This is a genomic window from Pseudomonas sp. B34(2017) (assembly GCF_002112915.1).
GTDB lineage: Bacteria > Pseudomonadota > Gammaproteobacteria > Pseudomonadales > Pseudomonadaceae > Aquipseudomonas > Aquipseudomonas pharyngis.
Map to the genome: position 1 here is coordinate 92,136 of NZ_NEJA01000001.1, position 19,782 is coordinate 111,917.

At 60.9% G+C, this 19,782-nt stretch carries 19 protein-coding genes; 16 read left to right on the forward strand and 3 right to left on the reverse strand.

Features of this window, described 5'->3' with window-relative positions; genetic code table 11:
• The first annotated feature begins 55 nt into the window (after positions 1-55).
• The 3 genes from CAF80_RS00425 (at position 56) to CAF80_RS00435 (ending at position 3,444) form a co-directional block, all read left to right on the forward strand.
• Positions 56-1,414, forward strand: a complete 1,359-nt coding sequence (locus tag CAF80_RS00425; RefSeq protein WP_039769891.1) for a nucleobase:cation symporter-2 family protein — start codon at positions 56-58, stop codon at positions 1,412-1,414.
• A gap of 86 nt (positions 1,415-1,500) precedes the next feature.
• The gene (locus tag CAF80_RS00430) at positions 1,501-2,286 is read left to right on the forward strand and encodes an outer membrane protein OmpK (protein WP_074687594.1); all 786 of its coding nucleotides are present in this window, start codon (positions 1,501-1,503) and stop codon (positions 2,284-2,286) included.
• 372 nt (positions 2,287-2,658) lie between these two features.
• Complete coding sequence (locus tag CAF80_RS00435) at positions 2,659-3,444, forward strand: outer membrane protein OmpK (protein ID WP_074687593.1); 786 nt, start codon at positions 2,659-2,661, stop codon at positions 3,442-3,444.
• Between the two features lie 114 nt (positions 3,445-3,558).
• Here the strand turns inward: CAF80_RS00435 and CAF80_RS00440 are convergent, their stop codons facing one another.
• Both CAF80_RS00440 and CAF80_RS00445 read right to left on the reverse strand, forming a co-directional pair.
• Complete coding sequence (locus tag CAF80_RS00440) at positions 3,559-4,731, reverse strand: patatin-like phospholipase family protein (protein WP_039769886.1); 1,173 nt, start codon at positions 4,729-4,731, stop codon at positions 3,559-3,561.
• A gap of 36 nt (positions 4,732-4,767) precedes the next feature.
• Positions 4,768-5,700: a lipid A biosynthesis lauroyl acyltransferase gene (locus tag CAF80_RS00445; protein WP_007960061.1), complete on the reverse strand. Its 933-nt coding sequence runs from the start codon at positions 5,698-5,700 to the stop codon at positions 4,768-4,770.
• A gap of 117 nt (positions 5,701-5,817) precedes the next feature.
• On the opposite strand from CAF80_RS00445, the gene minC reads away from it, so the two are divergent.
• From minC to CAF80_RS00480, 8 genes are all read left to right on the forward strand, one after another.
• Positions 5,818-6,555 (forward strand): septum site-determining protein MinC, encoded by a 738-nt coding sequence (gene minC, locus CAF80_RS00450; protein WP_039769884.1) that lies wholly within the window; start codon positions 5,818-5,820, stop codon positions 6,553-6,555.
• A 169-nt stretch (positions 6,556-6,724) separates the two neighbouring features.
• On the forward strand, positions 6,725-7,537 hold the full coding sequence (minD, locus tag CAF80_RS00455; RefSeq protein WP_039769880.1) for a septum site-determining protein MinD: 813 nt from the start codon (positions 6,725-6,727) through the stop codon (positions 7,535-7,537).
• A complete protein-coding gene (gene minE / locus CAF80_RS00460) occupies positions 7,537-7,791 on the forward strand; it encodes a cell division topological specificity factor MinE (protein WP_007960071.1) in 255 nt (84 codons plus the stop codon). Before minD ends, minE begins: the two co-directional genes overlap by 1 nt.
• A gap of 91 nt (positions 7,792-7,882) precedes the next feature.
• On the forward strand, positions 7,883-8,518 hold the full coding sequence (locus tag CAF80_RS00465) for an RluA family pseudouridine synthase (protein ID WP_039769876.1): 636 nt from the start codon (positions 7,883-7,885) through the stop codon (positions 8,516-8,518).
• A gap of 46 nt (positions 8,519-8,564) precedes the next feature.
• Positions 8,565-9,665 (forward strand): hypothetical protein, encoded by a 1,101-nt coding sequence (locus tag CAF80_RS00470; RefSeq protein ID WP_074687592.1) that lies wholly within the window; start codon positions 8,565-8,567, stop codon positions 9,663-9,665.
• Between the two features lie 76 nt (positions 9,666-9,741).
• A complete protein-coding gene (locus tag CAF80_RS00475) occupies positions 9,742-11,031 on the forward strand; it encodes a M18 family aminopeptidase (protein ID WP_007960074.1) in 1,290 nt (429 codons plus the stop codon).
• Positions 11,032-11,162: 131 nt separating this feature from the next.
• Positions 11,163-11,339: a hypothetical protein gene (locus tag CAF80_RS28795; RefSeq protein ID WP_165369545.1), complete on the forward strand. Its 177-nt coding sequence runs from the start codon at positions 11,163-11,165 to the stop codon at positions 11,337-11,339.
• Positions 11,340-11,415: 76 nt separating this feature from the next.
• Positions 11,416-13,575: a mechanosensitive ion channel family protein gene (locus tag CAF80_RS00480; RefSeq protein WP_039769872.1), complete on the forward strand. Its 2,160-nt coding sequence runs from the start codon at positions 11,416-11,418 to the stop codon at positions 13,573-13,575.
• A gap of 451 nt (positions 13,576-14,026) precedes the next feature.
• On the opposite strand, the gene CAF80_RS00485 is transcribed toward CAF80_RS00480, so the two are convergent.
• Entirely contained in the window at positions 14,027-14,740 is a 714-nt protein-coding gene (locus tag CAF80_RS00485; protein ID WP_011333178.1) for a UTRA domain-containing protein, read from the reverse strand.
• A 352-nt stretch (positions 14,741-15,092) separates the two neighbouring features.
• On the opposite strand from CAF80_RS00485, the gene CAF80_RS00490 reads away from it, so the two are divergent.
• The 5 genes from CAF80_RS00490 (at position 15,093) to CAF80_RS00510 (ending at position 19,759) form a co-directional block, all read left to right on the forward strand.
• Positions 15,093-16,157, forward strand: coding sequence for an ABC transporter substrate-binding protein (locus CAF80_RS00490; RefSeq protein ID WP_039769868.1), 1,065 nt, complete (start codon positions 15,093-15,095; stop codon positions 16,155-16,157).
• Positions 16,158-16,337: 180 nt separating this feature from the next.
• Positions 16,338-17,144 (forward strand): alkaline phosphatase family protein, encoded by an 807-nt coding sequence (locus tag CAF80_RS00495; protein WP_039769866.1) that lies wholly within the window; start codon positions 16,338-16,340, stop codon positions 17,142-17,144.
• A 5-nt stretch (positions 17,145-17,149) separates the two neighbouring features.
• Positions 17,150-17,986 (forward strand): ABC transporter permease subunit, encoded by an 837-nt coding sequence (locus tag CAF80_RS00500; protein WP_011333175.1) that lies wholly within the window; start codon positions 17,150-17,152, stop codon positions 17,984-17,986.
• Positions 17,973-18,773: an ABC transporter permease gene (locus tag CAF80_RS00505; protein ID WP_039769862.1), complete on the forward strand. Its 801-nt coding sequence runs from the start codon at positions 17,973-17,975 to the stop codon at positions 18,771-18,773. Before CAF80_RS00500 ends, CAF80_RS00505 begins: the two co-directional genes overlap by 14 nt.
• On the forward strand, positions 18,770-19,759 hold the full coding sequence (locus tag CAF80_RS00510) for an ABC transporter ATP-binding protein (protein ID WP_074687590.1): 990 nt from the start codon (positions 18,770-18,772) through the stop codon (positions 19,757-19,759). The genes CAF80_RS00505 and CAF80_RS00510 overlap by 4 nt, the downstream gene beginning before the upstream one ends.
• The last annotated feature ends 23 nt before the right edge of the window (positions 19,760-19,782 follow it).

The window sequence follows — 19,782 nt, forward strand, 5'->3', positions numbered from 1 at the left end:
GTGAGCAACCCGGCAGCTGTTCAATCACAAGAATAAAAAAGATCCGAGGTGTTGCATGTCCGAGCTGTCCAAAGCGCGCATCCCCGACGCACCCGCCATTCAGCGTTTGCCCCTTTTGCAACTAATCCTGGTCGGTTTGCAACATGTACTGCTGATGTACGGCGGCGCCATCGCGGTACCGCTGATCATCGGACAGGCCGCTGGCCTGAGTCGTGAAGAAATCGCCTTCCTGATCAACGCCGACCTGCTGGTCGCCGGCATTGCCACCATCGTGCAGTCCTTGGGCATCGGCCCGATGGGCATCCGCATGCCGGTGATGATGGGCGCCAGTTTCGCCGCCGTCGGTAGCATGGTCGCCATGGCCGGCATGCCCGGCATCGGTCTGCAGGGAATCTTCGGCGCGACCATCGCCGCCGGGTTCTTCGGCATGCTCATCGCGCCATTCATGTCCAGGGTCGTACGCTTCTTCCCTCCGCTGGTGACCGGCACGGTCATCACCTCGATCGGTCTGTCGCTGTTTCCCGTGGCCGTGAACTGGGCCGGTGGCGGCGCCGCCGCTGCGCAATTCGGTTCACCGATTTACCTGGCCATCGCCGCACTGGTGCTGGCCACCATTCTGTTGATCCACCGCTTCATGCGCGGTTTCTGGGTCAACATTTCCGTGCTGATCGGCATGTGCCTGGGCTACGTGCTCTGCGGCGCCATCGGCATGGTCGACCTGAGCGGCATGGCCAACGCGCCGTGGGTTCAGTTCGTCACCCCGCTGCATTTCGGCATGCCGAAGTTCGAACTGGCACCGATTCTGTCGATGTGTTTGGTGGTGGTGATCATCTTCGTCGAGTCCACCGGGATGTTCCTCGCGCTGGGCAAGATCACCGGTCAGGAAGTCTGCCCGCGCATGCTGCGTCGCGGCCTGCTGTGTGATGCCGGTGCGTCGTTCTTCGCCGGTTTCTTCAACACCTTCACCCACTCCTCCTTCGCGCAGAACATCGGCCTGGTGCAGATGACCGGCGTGCGCTGCCGTTCGGTGACCATCGTCGCCGGCGGTCTGCTGATCGTCCTGAGCCTGCTGCCAAAAGCGGCGTTTCTGGTGGCATCGATTCCACCGGCGGTGCTGGGTGGCGCGGCGATTGCGATGTTCGGCATGGTCGCGGCCACCGGCATCAAGATTCTGCAGGAAGCCGATATCGGCGACCGTCGCAACCAATTGCTGGTGGCGGTGAGCATCGGCATGGGGCTGATCCCGGTGGTGCGTCCGGAATTCTTCGCTCACCTGCCACTGTGGATGAGCCCGATCACCCACAGCGGGATCGCCATGGCCACCCTCAGCGCGCTGACGCTGAACCTGTTGTTCAACATCCTCGGTGGCGCCGAACGCGCCGCGATCAACGACTGCCACGCACACCCGCACTGATCCGAAGAGTAAAAAAGGAGGCTCGCCCAAGCCTGCCCCCTCGCGACAGCTTTGCCTCAAACAATAAAAACAAGAGGGAGCAACAGATGATCCGGACTCAAACCAGCGTGTTGTTGGGCGGCGGCCTGCTGGCCGCCTCGCAAGCCATGGCCGGCGATTTACTGCTATGGCAGACCAACAGCCTGAGCTACCTGTACGGCAAGAATTTCGCGATCAACCCGTCAATCCAGCAGACGGTGACGTTCGAGCACGCCGACAAGTGGAAGTACGGCGACAACTTCCTGTTCATCGACAAGATTTTCTACAACGGCCAGGAAGACCGCAACAAAGGGCCCCATGCGTTCTACGGCGAATTCAGCCCGCGCCTGTCGTTCGGCAAGATCTTCGACAAAAAGCTGGAATTCGGCCCGATCAAGGACGTACTGCTGGCCATGACCTACGAGTACGGCGAAGGCGACAGCGAGGCCTACCTGATCGGCCCCGGCTTCGACCTCAAGGTGCCGGGCTTCAACTATTTCACCCTGAACTTCTACCGCCGCCAGACCGAAGGCCCGCGCCCCGGCGACGGCGTCTGGCAGATCACCCCCGGCTGGTCCTACAGCATTCCCGTGGGCAATTCCGATTTGCTTATCGACGGCTACCTCGACTGGGTGGTCGACAACGATCAGAACTCCCGTGGCACCTATCACGCCAACCTGCACATCAACCCGCAGATCAAATACGACCTGGGCAAAGCCCTCGGCTGGGGTGAAAAGCAGGTGTACGTCGGCACCGAATACAGCTACTGGAAAAACAAATACGGCGTCGAAAGCACCCACAGTTTCGACACCAACCAGAACACCGCCAGCCTGCTGGTCAAGGTGCACTTCTAAGATGGCCCGCAACCGTGCCCCCTACCTGTCGTCGGTGCTCTGTTGCGGGGCACTTGAGGCCTGGCCGTTGAGTCAGTATTCTCCGCGGCCTCCTGAATTCGGTCTAAAAAAAAGCCCGAATTTAATTCCTGACCGAAAAGCCAACTTATCCAGGCTTCGGTCAGTACCGAGGCATCCCGAAAACACGCTTAATCGACTGTTTTTCAGCAGCCGACGGGCTTTTTTTTGCTTTTCGAAAAGCCTTGGCTCAGCTCTTGCTAACAGCATGAAAGCTGACCGGATGGATGACTTTTGCAGCAATGAAAAAAGGCGCCACACCAGAGCGCCGACTCAAAAAAATAAACGTGGAACACCTACTTTGGGAGCAACCGAATGAAACGTATGTGCACCAGCCTGATGCTTGCGGGATCGCTGCTGGCAGGGGGTCAGGCCATGGCCGAGGGCCTGCTGCAATGGCAGAACAACAGCCTGACCTACCTCTATGGCAAGGACTTCCAGGTCAACCCGCGCATTCAGCAGACCGTCACCTTCGAGCACGCCGATGCCTGGAAGTACGGCGACAACTTCGTGTTCGTCGACAAGATCTTCTACAACGGCAAGGATGACGGCGGTGTGGGTTCGAACACCTACTACGGCGAAATCAGCCCGCGTCTGTCGTTCGGCAAGATCTTCGATCAGAAACTGGCTTTCGGTCCGGTCACCGACGTACTGCTGGCCATGACCTACGAATTCGGTGAAGGCGATACCGAGTCGTACCTGATCGGTCCAGGCTTTGACCTGGCGATCCCGGGCTTCGACTACTTCCAGCTGAACTTCTACCAGCGCCACACCGAAGGCTCCCGCGCCGGTGACAACGTCTGGCAGATCACCCCGGTCTGGTCCTACACGATTCCGGTCGGCGACTCGAACATCCTGATCGACGGCTTCATGGACTGGGTGGTCGACAACGACTCCAACTCCAAAGGCGATTACCACGCCAACCTGCACTTCAACCCACAGGTCAAATACGACCTGGGCAAAGCGCTGAACATTGGCGAGAAGCAGTTGTATGTGGGTGTCGAGTACGACTACTGGTCGGACAAGTACGGGATCAAGGACAGCCAGTATTTCAAGACCGATCAGAGCACCACGAGCTTCCTGGTGAAGTTCCACTTCTGATCCGGCGGCGTCCTCACGGGCGCCTTCGCGAGCAGGCTCGCTCTCACATTGGCTCTGTGCACGACACAAATCCCTGTGGGAGCTGGCTTGCCAGCGATTGCTGCACAACAAAACTCAGGCCGGAACCAGCGACTCGCCAATCCCGAGAAACCGGCACAGCTCATCGCGCTTGGCCAAGGCATCGCGCCTGCCCAGATCGATCAATTCGCTGCAATACCCCGCCTCGAACAGCAAGTAACTCAACACCCCTGCCCCGCTCGTTTTGGTCGCCCCCGGCCCACGCAGAAACAGACGCAACGCCGCGGGCAATTCCTGGCGATGCCGCGCCGCAATTTCATCGATCGGCTGGCTGGGTGAAATCACCAGCACGTCCACCGGCGCCACACCCAACGCGCGGGTCGGCGTGCCTTCGGGCATCAGATGACTGAACTGGTTGAGACGCTGAAGCAGCTCGATATCGCTTTCCAGGCTATCAATGAAGGTGCTGTTGAGCATGTGCCCGCCGATCTGCGCCAGCGTCGGTTGCTGCCCGGTGTAAGCACGCTCCAGCGGTTGCGCCGGATCGAAACCGCGCGGGTTGCCGCTGACGCCCACCACCAGCACCCGGCTCGCGCCCAGGTGCAGCGCCGGGCTGATCGGCGCCGACTGTCGCACCGCGCCATCGCCGAAATATTCATCGCCGATCTTCACTGGCGCGAACAACAGCGGGATCGCCGAACTGGCCAGCAAGTGCTCCACCGATAACTGCGTCGGCACACCGATGCGCCGATGACGCAACCAGGAATCGATGGTCCCGCCGCCCTGATAGAAGGTCACGGCTTGCCCGGACTCGTAGCCGAACGCCGTCACTGCCACCGCGTGCAATTGCTTGCGCGCGATGGACTCGGCGATGCCGGGCAGGTGCAGTTTTTCGTTGAGAAGATGACGCAGCGGCGAGCTGTCGAGCAGCGCTACCGGCAGCTGCCGGCCCATGCCCAGCAGGCTGTGACTGACAAAACGACTGGCCTGACGGATCACCCCCGGCCAGTCGCTGCGCAACACGCGATGGCTGCGAAAGCCTTGCCAGAACAGCGTCAGGCGTTCGATGGCCGCGCGAAAATCCGTCGCACCGCTGGCCAGGCTGACCGCGTTGATCGCCCCGGCGGAGGTGCCGACGATCACCGGAAACGGATTGTCCGCCCCCAGCGGCAACAATTCGGCTATCGCCGCCAGCACCCCCACCTGATACGCCGCCCGAGCCCCGCCGCCGGAAAGAATCAAACCTGTGACCGGTTCAGCTGGGCTCATCGCAACGCTCCGTGGTGCTTGTGGGGATGGGTCAAATCAACCGCGTTTGGCGTACAGCTTCGGCTCGCCCGGTGGCCGGCTCTTGAAACGCCGGTGTGCCCACAGGTATTGCTCGGGGCACTCCCGCAACACGCCTTCGACCCACTGATTGATGCGGATGCAATCTTCTTCTTCGGTCTCGCCCGGGAAACCTTCCAGCGGCGGATGAATCACCAGACGATAACCGCTGCCGTCGGCCAGACGCTCCTGAGTGAACGGCACCACGAGTGCCTTGCCCAGACGGGCGAACTTGCTGGTGGCAGTCACGGTGGCGGCCTGAATGCCGAATAGCGGCACGAAGATGCTTTGCTTGGCGCCGTAGTCCTGATCCGGTGCGTACCAGATTGCCCGGCCTGCGCGCAGCAGCTTGAGCATGCCGCGCACGTCGTCACGCTCCACCGCCAGCGAATCAAGATTGTGCCGCTCGCGGCCCTGACGCTGGACGAAGTCGAACAGCGGGTTCTTGTGTTCGCGGTACATGCCGTCGATGGTGTGTTGCTGGCCGAGCAGCGCCGCGCCGATTTCCAGGGTGGTGAAATGCACCGCCATCAGAATCACGCCCTTGCCTTCGCGCTGGGCCTTCTGCAAATGCTCAAGACCTTCGACGTGGGCCAGTTTCGCCAGGCGCTGACGCGACCACCACCAGCTCATCGCCATTTCAAAGAAGGCGATGCCGGTGGAGGCGAAGTTTTCCTTGAGCAGTCGCTTGCGCTCGGCGGCGGACTTTTCCGGGAAACACAGTTCCAGATTGCGCTTGGCGATGCGCCGTCGGTCGCCGGCGAAGCGATACATCAGGGCACCGAGAAAACGACCGATGGCCAGCAATGCCGGATACGGCAGCTGCACGATCAGCCACAACAGCCCGAGGCCGCACCAGAGCGGCCAGAAGCGTGGGGCAAGAAATGCTTTTCGAAAACGCGGGCGATCCATTAAAGCTTCCGTAAATACAGTGGCCGCGCATTCTACATCGTTCGACCCGGCTTGCGGCCTGCGGGCGTTCTCGTTATAAGTCTCGGCACTTTTAGTGACAAGCCGTTGTATGCCGACATGAGCCAAACCGAACCGAAAGACCAAGATCCCGTGTTCCAGCTGAAGGGCAGCATGCTCGCCATTACAGTGCTGGAGCTGTCCCGCAACGACCTGGACAGCCTCGATCGGCAATTGGCCGCCAAAGTCGCCCAGGCACCGAATTTCTTCAGCAACGCGCCGCTGGTTCTGGCGCTGGACAAACTGCCGCCGAGCGAAGGCGCCGTCGACCTGCCGGGCCTGATGCGCGTGTGCCGTCAGCACGGCCTGCGCACCCTGGCGATCCGCGCCAGCCGCATCGAAGACATCGCTGCCGCCATCGCCATCGACATCCCGGTGCTGCCGCCGTCCGGCGCCCGCGAACGACCGCTGGAAGCAGCCGAACCCGTCGCCCCGAAAAAACCGGAAAAGCCGTCGGAGCCGGCCGTCAAACCGACCCGCGTCATCACCACGCCAGTACGTGGTGGCCAACAGATATATGCGCAAGGTGGCGATCTGGTGGTGGTTTCCTCGGTCAGCCCGGGGGCGGAACTTCTCGCCGATGGCAACATCCATGTATACGGCCCGATGCGCGGTCGTGCGCTGGCCGGGGTCAAGGGCGACACCAAGGCGCGGATTTTCTGTCAGCAATTGAGCGCTGAACTGATCTCCATCGCAGGCCATTACAAGGTTTCCGAAGACCTGCGTCGCGATCCGATGTGGGGTTCGGGCGTACAGGTCAGCCTGTCGGGCGACGTGTTGAACATCATTCGGCTTTAACGGATACTGCCGCATTTTCCAAGCATCTCTAAAACGTAGCGAAAACGGCTCAAACGAAGTAGGAAAAAGGCCAAAAGCCGGATTCCAGCCAAGGCTGTCCGACTGCAGTAGTTTTCTAGAGATGTTTTTCAGGGGCTGAACAGTCCTTCTTCCTTAGGGGTGAAACACCTTGGCCAAGATTCTCGTGGTTACATCCGGCAAGGGTGGTGTGGGTAAGACCACCACCAGCGCCGCTATCGGTACCGGCCTCGCTCTGCGCGGCCACAAAACAGTGATCGTCGACTTCGACGTGGGCTTGCGTAACCTCGACCTGATCATGGGTTGCGAGCGCCGCGTGGTGTATGACTTCGTCAACGTCGTGAACGGCGAAGCCAACCTGCAACAGGCCCTGATCAAAGACAAACGCCTGGAAAACCTCTATGTACTGGCCGCCAGCCAGACCCGCGACAAAGACGCGCTGACCGTCGAAGGCGTGGAAAAAGTCCTGATGGAGCTCAAGGAACAATTCGACTTCGTCGTCTGCGACTCCCCGGCGGGTATCGAGAAAGGCGCGCACCTGGCCATGTACTTCGCTGACGAAGCGATCGTCGTGACCAACCCGGAAGTCTCCTCGGTACGTGACTCCGACCGCATGCTCGGCCTGCTGGCCAGCAAGTCCCGTCGCGCCGAACGCGGCGAAGAGCCGATCCAGGAACACCTGCTGATCACCCGCTACCACCCGGAGCGCGTCGAAAAAGGCGAAATGCTCGGCGTCGAAGACGTCAAGGAAATCCTCGCCGTACGCCTGCTGGGCGTCATCCCGGAATCCCAGGCCGTGCTCAAGGCCTCCAACCAGGGCGTACCTGTGATCCTCGATGATCAAAGCGACGCCGGCCAGGCCTACAGCGATACCGTTGATCGCCTGCTGGGCAAGGAAAAAGAACACCGGTTCCTGAATGTCGAGAAGAAGGGATTCTTCGAGCGTCTGTTTGGAGGTAGGTAATGAACCTTTTTGACTTCTTTCGTGCCAACAAAAAGCCAAGTACCGCCTCGGTCGCGAAAGAGCGTCTACAGATCATCGTGGCGCATGAACGCGGCCAGCGCAGCACCCCGGACTACCTGCCCTCCTTGCAGAAGGAACTGGTGGAAGTGATCCGCAAGTACGTCAACATCGGCAACGACGACGTGCATGTGGCACTGGAGAGCCAGGGCAGCTGCTCGATTCTGGAACTCAACATCACCCTGCCAGACCGCTGAGTCGATCCGGCAGGAACGACGGCGGCTCAGGGCCCTTCCGACACCGGAGGGGCCCTGAGCCGCCGTCGGCATTTGTTACGAGGCTGTTTTAATGCCGTTGTCCAACGTCCAAATCATTCATCAGGACGCCGCCGTTCTGGTGGTGAACAAACCGACCCTGTTGCTCTCCGTCCCCGGCCGGGCCGATGACAACAAGGACTGTCTGATCACCCGTCTGCAGGAAAACGGCTACCCGGAAGCACGCATCGTCCATCGCCTGGACTGGGAAACCTCGGGGATCATTCTGCTGGCCCGCGACGCCGACACCCACCGCGAACTGTCGCGCCAGTTTCACGATCGTGAAACAGAGAAAGCCTACACTGCGCTCTGCTGGGGTCAGCCGGAACTGGACAGCGGCAGCATCGATCTGCCGTTGCGCTACGACCCGCCGACCAAACCGCGCCACGTGGTCGATCACGAACACGGCAAGCACGCCCTGACCTTCTGGCGTGTGCTGGAGCGCTGCGGCGACTGGTGCCGCGTCGAACTGACACCAATCACTGGTCGTTCGCACCAGTTGCGGGTGCACATGCTGTCGATCGGTCATCCGTTGCTCGGTGACGGCCTCTACGCCCACGAGCAAGCCCTGGCTGCCTGGCCACGCCTGTGCCTGCACGCGAGCATGCTCAGCTTCACCCATCCACAGTCCGGCGAACGCTTGCGCTTCGAATGCCCGGCACCGTTTTAAGCACTGTTGGACCGACAGCTGCCCGATTTATAGGATTTTGTTCCGGATGAGTTGTACTGATTCCCTTGCAACACCCGTCAAGAAGACCCGTCATCAACTGCTCTACCTGATTTACGGCAATCAGGATGTCTACCGGCGCGAAGCCAAGTTCAGCATCCTGACCGTCCTGTCCCAGGCCAAGAACGGCAAACGCCCGGCGATCAGGATTCTCACCGACCGGCCGCAAGACTACGAAGGCTGGCCAGTCGACACCGTACTGCTCGACGAAGCGACCCTGACCCGCTGGCAAGGACAGAACGGTTACCACCACCGGCGCAAGGCCTGCGCGATTGCCGCCGGTTTGCAACTGGCCGAGAAAACCCTGTTCGTCGACACCGACACACTGTTCACCAGCCACCCGAACAGCTTGTTCCAATACATCGATGCAAATCGGTCGGTGATGGATCGCTTCGAATACGACTGGAAAGACGTCTTCGAACGGCCGGACTACCTGAAGCTCGCTCGCGACCTCAGTGTCCACGGTGTTTCCCCACAGAACGGTTTCAAGCTCTACAACAGCGGCCTGTGCGGTATCACCGACCGCGACTCGGCATTGTTCGAAGAGTCGATCAGGCTGATCGACGAGTGGACGGCCGGCGGGTTCGAGATTCACACCATCGAGCAGATCGCGCTGTCCTACGCAATGCGCGAACGGCCGGTGGTGGAAGCGCGCAAACACATCTACCACTACTTCGCGGAAAAACGCTTCTTCCACGCGATGCAGGCGTTTTTCTTCGCCCAGCACGGCGAGAAATTCAGCCAGCGACTGGTGGACCTGTGTGCCGATGTGCCGCGCGTCAAACCCTTTCCGTCCGCCTGGCAGCGTCTGAAGATCAAGTGGAAGCTGCGCAACCAGAGCGGCGCCATGCGCAAGGTGGGTCGGGATCTGTTGTACGGCAGCGCCGCGCCGGATCACCCGTACTACAGCGCCTGTCGTCATGAGTGGTGGGAATGCGCCTCGCGGGAGATTCTGCGCTGGGACGAGAGCCGTCAGAAAAAGCTTCTGGAACAGAGTCGCTGGCCAAAGCAGCTGCCCCGTCCGGACAAGCCTGAAGACGAAAAAGTGATCATGAACTACCTGAAAAAACGCGTGGCCGCCGCTCGTTGACGCGAGCGGCACATGTCATGTCCCAAGCATCAGGCCGATGCGTTAAACTCCCGCCCATTGCTGTCTGGAGCTTCTTATGCGCGAAGAGTTGAACCAAGGCCTGATCGACTTCCTCAAGGCCTCCCCTACCCCGTTCCACGCCACCGCCAGCCTTGTTCAACGCCTTGAGGCCGCCGGTTATGTGCGCCTCGACGAGCGCGAAACCTGGCACACCGAAGCCAATGGTCGTTACTACGTCACCCGTAACGATTCCTCGATTGTCGCGATCAAGATGGGCCGCAACTCGCCGCTGCACGACGGCATCCGTCTGGTCGGCGCCCACACCGACAGCCCGTGCCTGCGGGTCAAGCCACAACCTGAATTGCAGCGCCAGGGCTTCTGGCAGCTCGGCGTCGAAGTCTACGGCGGCGCGCTGCTGGCGCCGTGGTTCGACCGCGACCTGTCACTGGCCGGCCGCGTCACCTTCCGCCGCGACGGCAAGGTTGAAAGCCAACTGATCGACTTCAAGGCCCCGATCGCGATCATTCCCAACCTGGCCATTCACCTCAACCGTGAAGCCAATCAGGGCTGGGCCATCAACGCCCAGACCGAGCTGCCGCCGATTCTCGCGCAGTTCGCCGGTGACGAGCGCGTGGATTTCCGCGCGGTGCTCACCGATCAACTGGCTCGCGAACACGGCCTCAACGCCGACGTGGTGCTCGATTACGAGCTGAGTTTCTACGACACCCAAAGCGCTGCGGTCATCGGCCTGCATGGCGACTTCATCGCCGGCGCGCGCCTTGACAACCTGCTGTCGTGTTACGCCGGCCTGCAAGCCCTGCTGACCGCCGACACTGAAGAAACCTGCGTGCTGGTGTGCAACGACCACGAAGAAGTCGGTTCCTGCTCGGCCTGCGGCGCCGACGGCCCGATGCTGGAACAGACCCTGCGCCGCCTGCTGCCGGAAGGTGACGAATTCGTACGCACCATCCAGAAATCCCTGCTGGTCTCGGCCGACAACGCCCACGGCGTGCACCCGAACTATGCCGAGAAGCACGACGCCAACCACGGTCCGAAACTCAACGCCGGCCCGGTGATCAAGGTCAACAGCAACCAGCGCTACGCCACCAACAGCGAAACCGCCGGGTTCTTCCGCCATCTGTGCATGGCCGAAGAAGTGCCGGTGCAAAGCTTCGTGGTGCGCAGCGACATGGGCTGCGGCTCGACCATCGGCCCGATCACCGCCAGCCACCTGGGCGTGCGCACCGTCGACATCGGCCTGCCAACGTTCGCCATGCACTCGATCCGCGAACTGTGCGGCAGCCACGACCTGGCTCACCTGGTCAAAGTGCTGAGCGCGTTCTACGCCAGTCGCGAACTGCCATAGGAAACAGCCGGGATCGCAGCGTCGAGCTGCGATCCCCGGCCTTTAGAACCGGCTCATTTCTGATACACATCAGCACCGTCCATCGAAAACCCACCTAGACTTGAATCATCCCCTTCGACAAGGCTGTCGCCATGATCTCGATGTCTGCGTTTCACTCCATGCTCATTCCCATCCTCGGCGGAATGATTCTGCTGGCCATCGGTTTCAACTTCCGTGACAAGAACGCCGGTGTGTTCGCCATGTGGATCGGCATGCTGATGATCCTGGCCACCGTGGTCTACAAGATCCTTGCCAAACTCAACGAATAAATCCGCTCCCGGCTCGCATTGAATCTGGCGGGCTCGTACACTCGCCCGATCCGCCCCTTGCGAGGTTGACCGCCTAGTGTTTGCTCGTCTTTTTGCCCTGCCCTGCCTGTTTCTCGTTTGCCTGATGATCCTGGTGTCGCCGGCGCCTGCCGACGCCGCCGGTCTGCCGGGATTGCTCACGGGCGCCGGCAAGGCTCAGCCCGAAGCTCAGGAACCGCTCGGCCAGTCCCTGGACGAAGTCATCAAGTCGCTGGAAAACGACAAGCAACGTGCCCAGTTGCTGACCGACCTGAAAAAACTGCGCGACGCCACGAAAAAAGCCCAGGCCACCCCGGAAGAAGGGGTGCTGGGACTGATCGGCGGCACCCTCGCCACTTTCGAAAAACAGTTCTCCGGTGCCGACAGCCCACTCAATCGCTGGTCCGCCGAATTCGACATGGCCAAGGACGAGCTCAAAGGCCTGATGCTGCCGGCCAGCGAATGGCTGCCGATCATCTTCGCCTTCGCCGTGATCCTCGCGGTCTGGAGCCTGCTCGCCGCCGCGCTGATCTGGCTTGGTCATCGGGTACGCATGCGCTTCGGTCTGACCGAAGAACTGCCGCAACATCCCCGAGCCCTCGACATGCTGCGCTTCGCCCTGCGCAAGCTCGGGCCGTGGATGATCGCCCTGGTCATCACCGTGTACATGAGTTACGCGCTGCCATCGTCGCTGGGCAAAAGCCTGGCGATGGTGCTGGCCTATGCGCTGGTGGTCGGCACCTGCTTCTCGGCCATCTGCGTGATTGCCTTTTCCGTACTCGACGGACCGCACCGCCACCGCGCGCTGTACATCCTGCGCCACCAGGCCTTCCGCCCGCTGTGGCTGATCGGCAGCTTCGCCGCGTTCGGGGAAGCCCTGAGCGATCCGCGACTGATAGCCGGCCTCGGCGTACACCTGGCCCACACCGCCGCCACCGTCGCCAATGTCCTCGCGGCGCTGTCGACCGGTCTGTTCATCCTGCGTTTCCGCCGACCGATCGCCCACCTGATCCGCAACCAACCCCTGTCCCGCCGCCTGACCCGCCGCGCCCTCAGCGACACCATCGAAATCCTCGGCACCTTCTGGTACGTCCCGGCGCTGGTGCTGGTGGGCATTTCGCTGTTCGCCACCTTCGTCTCCGCCGGCGACACCAGCACCGCCCTGCGCCAGTCGCTGATCTGCACCGTGCTGCTGGTGTTGTGCATGGTCATCAACGGCCTCGTCCGCCGCCACGCCCTCAAACCCCAACGCGGCCCGAAACGCCACGCGCTGTATTCCGAACGCCTGAAAAGCTTCTTCTACACCCTCGCCCATTTGCTGGTGTGGCTGGCCTTCATCGAACTGGGCCTGCGGGTCTGGGGCATGTCGCTGATCGGCTTCACCGAAGGCGAAGGCCACGACGTCAGCGTCAAACTGTTCAGCCTGATCGGCACGCTGATCTTCGCCTGGCTGATCTGGATCCTCAGCGACACCGCCGTGCACCACGCCCTCACCCGCTCACGCAAAGGCCTGGCCAACGCTCGCGCACAAACCATGATGCCGCTGATCCGCAACGTGCTGTTCGTGGCGATCTTCATCATCGCCCTGATCGTCGCCCTCGCGAACATGGGCATGAACGTCACGCCCCTGCTGGCCGGTGCCGGCGTGATCGGCCTGGCCATCGGCTTCGGCGCCCAGTCGCTCGTGGCCGACCTCATCACCGGCCTGTTCATCATCATCGAAGACTCCCTGGCCATCGACGACTACGTCGACGTCGGCGGGCACCTGGGCACCGTCGAAGGCCTGACCATCCGCACCGTACGCCTGCGGGACATCGACGGCATCGTCCACACCATCCCGTTCAGCGAAATCAAAAGCATCAAAAACTACTCCCGCGAATTCGGCTACGCGATCTTCCGCGTGGCCGTGCCGTTCAACATGAGCATCGACGAAGCCATCAAACTGATGCGCGACGTCGGCCAGAAAATGCGCACCGACCCGCTGCAGCGGCGCAACATCTGGTCACCCCTGGAATTTCAGGGCGTGGAAAGCTTTGAATCCGGCAACGCGATATTGCGAGCAAGATTCAAGACAGCACCGATCAAACAGTGGGAAGTTTCACGGGCGTTCAATTTGTCGCTCAAACGACATCTGGATGAAGCCGGCCTGGACCTGGCGACGCCAAGGATGAATGTGCAAGTGATCACCGCAGGCGGTGGCGGCCAAACTCAAGAATAGACCCGAAGAATCGGGCCGACTTCAAAGCCCTCATCGCTGGCAAGCCAGCTCCCACAGAGAGCAAAAGCAACACATATGCCCTTCCACCACTCAACACAATGAGCGTTAGCTCGAGTACCGCTTTTGACGTGCCGGCCCCATCGGAAGGCTGAGTGGAGGGATTTATCCGGGGGTGGGAGCGCAGCGACCGTGCGGCGCAGCCGCATGCATCGAGAGGAGGTGCAGCGAAGCAAACCGTAGGCGATGCCCCCGGATGAATCCCGGAACGAAGGAACACCGAGCCAAAGCGAGGGGCCGAACGCCGGGGCCCAGCGTTTTGGTTACTTTGGGGCGTTTGCCAAAGTGACTCGCCGTAAGGGCGAAACCGTCAGCGGCAGCACCCGAAGAAACGGATATGTACACAGTCAATCCAAAACCTGGTCGGCCCAGCGGCCGCCAAGGTCAAACAAGGTCAAACAACATCAACCCCGACGTGAATCGCATCATGCCGCCAAAACTCCAGATCACAATCAATCAACCGCCCAAACTGATCATAATTAACCCGAGCAATCCTCAACCCCGGACTCCCCACCGACACCCGTAAAGCCGCCGCCGCATCGACCGATAAAGACGTAGGCACAATCTCGAACCGCACCCGCCCATAGTGCAAATCGTAATGCCGCGCATACAACTCGGTAATCGACTGATTCAAATCAAACTCCAGAATCCCCGGAAAAAACTGCGGATTCAGATAATGCTCCACATACAACACCAGCCGCCCATCGATCCGCCGCGACCGGCAAATCTGGATCACGCTCGACAACGCCGGCAACTGCAACCACGCACACACCGCCGCTGACGCCGGCTGCAAGCGCGCCGAAATCACCTCGGTCGACGGCACCCGCCCCTGCGCACTGACCATCGCGTGAAAGTGACTGCGCTGCATCAGGTTGTAAGCCAGACGCGGCGGCGACACGAACCAGCCCCGCCGCTCCTCGCGATAAATCTGCCCTTGCGCCTCCAGCTGCAACAAGGCTTCCCGTACCGTAATTCGCGTCGTGCCGAACAGCTCACTGAGCTTGCGCTCGGCCGGCAACTTGCTCCCCGCCGCCAGCAACCCATGGTCGAGTTGCTCCTGAAGGATCTGGCCAATCGCTGTCACCGCTTTTGTTGCCTCATCGCGCATCAACGTTACCTATCTGGACTAGACCAGCACTGTTTCGGGGCAAAACCGCACAGCAATCGTGCCGTCCGGTCGTTTTGCAAGCCTAGGCAGTGCAGATGACCGAGAGATGACAAAACTACCGAACGGTCGCCCTGACAACTTGCAATACATCGGCCAAGTCCCTTGCCGACCGGGACTTGGCGGGTGGTCTACGCTTACCGGGCACTCGCTGATACCGGAGATAGAAAAGGCTGGGCGAGCCATCGCCGACATCAAAGTGTCATCGAGCCACCTTAAATTGGCTCAGGTATTGCTGACCTAGACCAACACAAACCGCAATCGCAGCGTTGAACACGACCCAAGGAGCTTTGGAATGAAACAGTTTTTCCTGGCATCACTGTTAGGCTCGACCATTGCCATGTGCACCGCCGCCATGGCGGCTGACGATCTGAAAACCCTCGAAGCCGCTGCGAAAGCGGAAGGCGCCGTCAACAGTGTCGGCATGCCCGATGACTGGGCCAACTGGAAAGGCACCTGGGAAGACCTGGCCAGGAAATACGGCCTGAAACACATCGACACCGACATGAGCTCGGCCCAGGAAATCGCCAAGTTCGCTGCCGAGAAAGACAACGCCACCGCCGACATCGGCGACGTCGGCGCGGCCTTCGGCCCGATCGCGGTCAAGCAAGGCGTGGTGCAACCGTACAAGCCGAGCACCTGGGATCAAGTGCCGGACTGGGCCAAGGACAAGGACGGCAACTGGGCACTGGCCTACACCGGCACCATCGCCTTCATCGTCAACAAGAAGCTGCTGCACGGCTCCGAAGTGCCGACCAAATGGGCTGACCTCAAGGGCGGCAAATACAAGGTTTCCATCGGTGACGTGAGCACTGCCGCGCAAGCTGCCAACGGCGTACTCGCCGCTGCACTGGCCAACGGCGGCGACGAGAAGAACATCCAGCCGGCCCTGCTGCTGTTCGCGGACATCGCCAAGCAGGGGCGCCTGTCGATGGCCAACCCGACCATCGCCACCATGGAAAAAGGCGAGATTGAAGTCGGCGTGGTCTGGGACTTCAACGGTCTGAGCTACAAGGCCAAGATGGCCAACCCGGATGACTACGTGGTGCTGATCCCGTCCGATGGCTCGGTGATTTCCGGCTACACCACAATCATCAACAAATACGCGAAGAACCCGAACGCCGCCAAGCTGACTCGCGAATACATCTTCAGCGACGCCGGCCAGACCAACCTCGCCCGCGGCAACGCTCGCCCGATCCGCGCCGAGCACCTGCAACTGCCGGAAGACGTGAAGGCCAAGCTGCTGCCGAACGAGCAGTACAAAAAGGTCACGCCGATCAAGGACGCCGATGCCTGGGAAAAAACCTCCAAGGCCCTGCCGCAGAAGTGGAATGAAGAAGTCATCGTCGAGATGAAGTAAGCCGGCGAATCACCGCTGTGTGATTTGTTGGAGATCCAAATGTGGGAGCGAGCCTGCTCGCGAATGCGCCGTCTCAGTCAACATCATCGTTGAGTGAACAACCGCCTTCGCGAGCAGGCTCGCTCCCACAGGGATTGAGTTGATTTCGAGATAATTGAATTTCGCGGAGTTTTTGCCCCTATGAAGCACACCGTCATCCTTGTCGTGCTCGACGGCCTCAACTACGAGGTCGCGCGTCACGCCATGGGGCATCTGCAGGCTTACGTTGGCGCAGGACGCGCCGCGCTCTACCAGTTGGAGTGCGAGCTGCCGGCCCTGTCCCGACCACTTTACGAATGCATCCTCACCGGCGTGCCGCCGATCGACAGCGGCATCGTCCACAACAACGTCTCGCGCCTGTCCAACCAGCGCAGCATCTATCACTACGCCCGCGATGCCGGTCTGAAAACCGCCGCTGCGGCGTACCACTGGGTCAGTGAGCTGTACAACCGCTCGCCGTTCGTGGCGGCACGGGATCGGCATACCGATGACCCGACGCTACCGATCCAGCACGGCCACTTCTACTGGAACGATCACTACCCGGACTCGCACCTGTTCGCCGACGCCGAAAACCTGCGCCTGCGCCATGCACCGGACTTTCTGCTGATCCATCCGATGAACATCGACGACGCCGGGCACAAGCACGGCCTCGACACCCCGCAATACCGCAACAGCGCGCGCAGCGCCGACATCATCCTCGCCGACTACCTGCAAGGCTGGCTCGACGCCGGCTGCCAGGTGCTGGTGACCGCCGACCACGGCATGAACAACGACCGCTCGCACAACGGCCTGCTGCCGGAAGAGCGCCAGGTGCCGCTGTTCGTACTCGGTGATGCCTTCAGCCTGAACAGCGAAGCTGCACCCAAGCAGACCGACATCTGCGGCACCGTCTGCGAGCTGCTCGGCGTGCCCCACGACAAACCTGTGTGCCGGGAGTTGCTCAAGTGAACTCAATGACTCGCGGCAAATGGCTGGCCGCCCTGTGCCTGGTGCCTTTCGCACTGTTCTTTATCGTGTTCGAAATCGCCCCGCTGATCTGGGTGATGATCAACAGCCTGCAATCGGAAGAATTCGGTTGGGGCTTTGCCAACTTCAGCAAGATCTTCAATTCGAAGTTCTATCTGCAGGCGATCCAGTACAGCCTCGAAATCAGTTTCTGGTCGAGTGTGTTCGGCATCATCATCGCGGTGCTGGGCGCCTACTCCCTGCGCCGGGTCGACTCGAAACTGCGCAACTTCGTCAACGCCTTCGCCAACATGACCAGCAACTTTGCCGGCGTGCCCCTGGCCTTCGCGTTCATCATCCTGCTCGGCTTCAACGGCAGCATCACCATCATGCTGAAGCAGGCCGGGATCATCGAGGACTTCAACCTGTATTCGAAAACCGGGCTGATCATCCTCTACACCTACTTCCAGATTCCCCTCGGCGTCTTGCTGCTGTACCCGGCATTCGACGCCCTGCGTGAAGACTGGCGCGAATCCGCCGCACTGCTCGGCGCCGACAGCTGGCAGTTCTGGCGCCACATCGGCCTGCCGGTACTGACCCCGGCCCTGCTCGGCACCTTCGTGATCCTGCTGGCCAACGCCCTCGGCGCCTACGCCACGGTCTACGCGCTGACCACCGGCAACTTCAACGTATTGCCGATCCGGATTGCGGCGATGGTCTCCGGCGACATTTCCCTCGATCCGAACCTGGCCAGTGCCCTGGCCGTGGTGCTGGTGGCGCTGATGACCCTGGTGACCGTCGTGCATCAACTGCTGCTGAAGAGGAGCTACCATGTCTCGCGCTGAATCCGGACCGGCCGGCGTCTACCACCGCGTCGTGGTCTATCTGTTGTTCGCCATCCTGCTGCTGCCGCTGGTGGGCACGCTGATCTATTCGATCGCCAGCAGTTGGTCGGCCACCATCCTGCCCAGCGGTTTCACCTTCAAGTGGTACCTCCAGCTGTGGAGCGATCCGCGTTTTCTGCACGCCTTCGGCCAGTCGTTGCTGGTGTGCGTCGGCGCGCTGTTCCTGTCGGTGGTGCTGATCCTGCCGCTGCTGTTCGTGGTGCATTACCACTTCCCGAAACTCGATGCGCTGATGAACATCCTGATCCTGCTGCCCTTTGCGGTGCCGCCGGTGGTGTCGTCGGTGGGGCTGTTGCAGCTCTACGGTTCCGGGCCGTTCGCGATGGTCGGCACGCCGTGGATCCTGATCGGTTGCTACTTCACCGTGGCGCTGCCGTTCATGTACCGGGCGATCACCAACAACCTGCAAGCGATCAATCTGCGCGACCTGATGGACGCTGCCCAACTGCTCGGGGCCAGCACCTTTCAGGCAGCCTTCCTGGTGGTGCTGCCGAACCTGCGCAAAGGCCTGATGGTCGCGTTGCTGCTGTCGTTCTCGTTCCTGTTCGGTGAGTTCGTGTTCGCCAACATCCTGGTCGGCACCCGCTACGAGACCCTGCAGGTCTACCTCAACAACATGCGCAACAGCAGCGGCCACTTCACCAGCGCGCTGGTGATCTCCTACTTCTTTTTCGTGCTGGTCCTGACCTGGGTCGCCAACATCTTGAACAAGGACAAAAGCGAATGAGCTATGTCAGCGTCCAACACCTGCAAAAAAACTACGCCGGCACCACGGTGTTCAGCGACATCAACTGCGAAATCCAGAAGGGTGAATTCGTCACCCTGCTCGGCCCGTCCGGTTGCGGCAAATCCACCCTGCTGCGTTGCATCGCCGGGCTGACGCCGGTGGATGGCGGCAAGATTCTGCTCGATGGTGTCGACATCGTGCCGCTTACCCCGCAGAAACGCGGGATCGGCATGGTGTTCCAGAGCTACGCGCTGTTCCCCAACATGACCGTCGAACAAAACGTCGCCTTCGGCTTGCGCATGCAAAAGGTCAACACCGACGACAGCCACAAGCGAGTTGCCGAGGTGTTGAAACTGGTTGAACTCAACGATTTCGCCAGCCGCTATCCGCATCAGCTGTCCGGCGGTCAATGCCAACGTGTCGCCCTCGCCCGCTCGCTGGTGACCCGTCCGCGCCTTTTGCTGCTGGATGAACCGCTGTCGGCCCTTGATGCGCGGATTCGCAAACACCTGCGCGAACAGATCCGTCAGATCCAGCGCGAACTCGGCCTGACCACGATTTTCGTCACTCACGATCAGGAAGAAGCCCTGACCATGTCTGACCGGATTTTCCTGATGAATCAGGGAAAGATCGTACAAAGCGGCGATGCCGAAACCCTCTACACCGCGCCCGTCGACGTATTCGCCGCCGGCTTCATCGGCAACTACAACCTGCTGGATGCCGAGAGTGCGTCGAAGCTGTTGCAACGGCCGATCAACCACCGCATCGCGATTCGCCCGGAGGCCATCGAACTCAGCCTCAACGGGGAGCCCGACGCGCAAATCCGCAGCCACAGCCTGCTGGGCAACGTGATTCGCTACCGCGTCGAAGCCCGGGGCGTGGAACTGGTAGTGGATGTGCTCAACCGCTCGGCGGCGGATCTGCATCCCGACGGTCAGCGCCTGTCACTTTCCATCGATCCCACCGCCCTGTGTGAGGTAGCCTGATGACTTTGCTGACACCCAAGAGG

What these genes read in the sequence shown, in the direction of transcription:
- CAF80_RS00425 (WP_039769891.1), top strand. Translation starts at nt 56, where the DNA reads ATGTCCGAGCTGTCCAAAGCGCGCATCCCCGACGCACCCGCCATTCAG.
- CAF80_RS00430 (WP_074687594.1), top strand. Translation starts at nt 1,501, where the DNA reads ATGATCCGGACTCAAACCAGCGTGTTGTTGGGCGGCGGCCTGCTGGCC.
- CAF80_RS00435 (WP_074687593.1), top strand. Translation starts at nt 2,659, where the DNA reads ATGAAACGTATGTGCACCAGCCTGATGCTTGCGGGATCGCTGCTGGCA.
- CAF80_RS00440 (WP_039769886.1), bottom strand. Translation starts at nt 4,731, where the DNA reads ATGAGCCCAGCTGAACCGGTCACAGGTTTGATTCTTTCCGGCGGCGGG.
- CAF80_RS00445 (WP_007960061.1), bottom strand. Translation starts at nt 5,700, where the DNA reads ATGGATCGCCCGCGTTTTCGAAAAGCATTTCTTGCCCCACGCTTCTGG.
- minC (WP_039769884.1), top strand. Translation starts at nt 5,818, where the DNA reads ATGAGCCAAACCGAACCGAAAGACCAAGATCCCGTGTTCCAGCTGAAG.
- minE (WP_007960071.1), top strand. Translation starts at nt 7,537, where the DNA reads ATGAACCTTTTTGACTTCTTTCGTGCCAACAAAAAGCCAAGTACCGCC.
- CAF80_RS00465 (WP_039769876.1), top strand. Translation starts at nt 7,883, where the DNA reads ATGCCGTTGTCCAACGTCCAAATCATTCATCAGGACGCCGCCGTTCTG.
- CAF80_RS00470 (WP_074687592.1), top strand. Translation starts at nt 8,565, where the DNA reads ATGAGTTGTACTGATTCCCTTGCAACACCCGTCAAGAAGACCCGTCAT.
- CAF80_RS00475 (WP_007960074.1), top strand. Translation starts at nt 9,742, where the DNA reads ATGCGCGAAGAGTTGAACCAAGGCCTGATCGACTTCCTCAAGGCCTCC.
- CAF80_RS28795 (WP_165369545.1), top strand. Translation starts at nt 11,163, where the DNA reads ATGATCTCGATGTCTGCGTTTCACTCCATGCTCATTCCCATCCTCGGC.
- CAF80_RS00485 (WP_011333178.1), bottom strand. Translation starts at nt 14,740, where the DNA reads ATGCGCGATGAGGCAACAAAAGCGGTGACAGCGATTGGCCAGATCCTT.
- CAF80_RS00490 (WP_039769868.1), top strand. Translation starts at nt 15,093, where the DNA reads ATGAAACAGTTTTTCCTGGCATCACTGTTAGGCTCGACCATTGCCATG.
- CAF80_RS00495 (WP_039769866.1), top strand. Translation starts at nt 16,338, where the DNA reads ATGAAGCACACCGTCATCCTTGTCGTGCTCGACGGCCTCAACTACGAG.
- CAF80_RS00500 (WP_011333175.1), top strand. Translation starts at nt 17,150, where the DNA reads ATGACTCGCGGCAAATGGCTGGCCGCCCTGTGCCTGGTGCCTTTCGCA.
- CAF80_RS00505 (WP_039769862.1), top strand. Translation starts at nt 17,973, where the DNA reads ATGTCTCGCGCTGAATCCGGACCGGCCGGCGTCTACCACCGCGTCGTG.
- CAF80_RS00510 (WP_074687590.1), top strand. Translation starts at nt 18,770, where the DNA reads ATGAGCTATGTCAGCGTCCAACACCTGCAAAAAAACTACGCCGGCACC.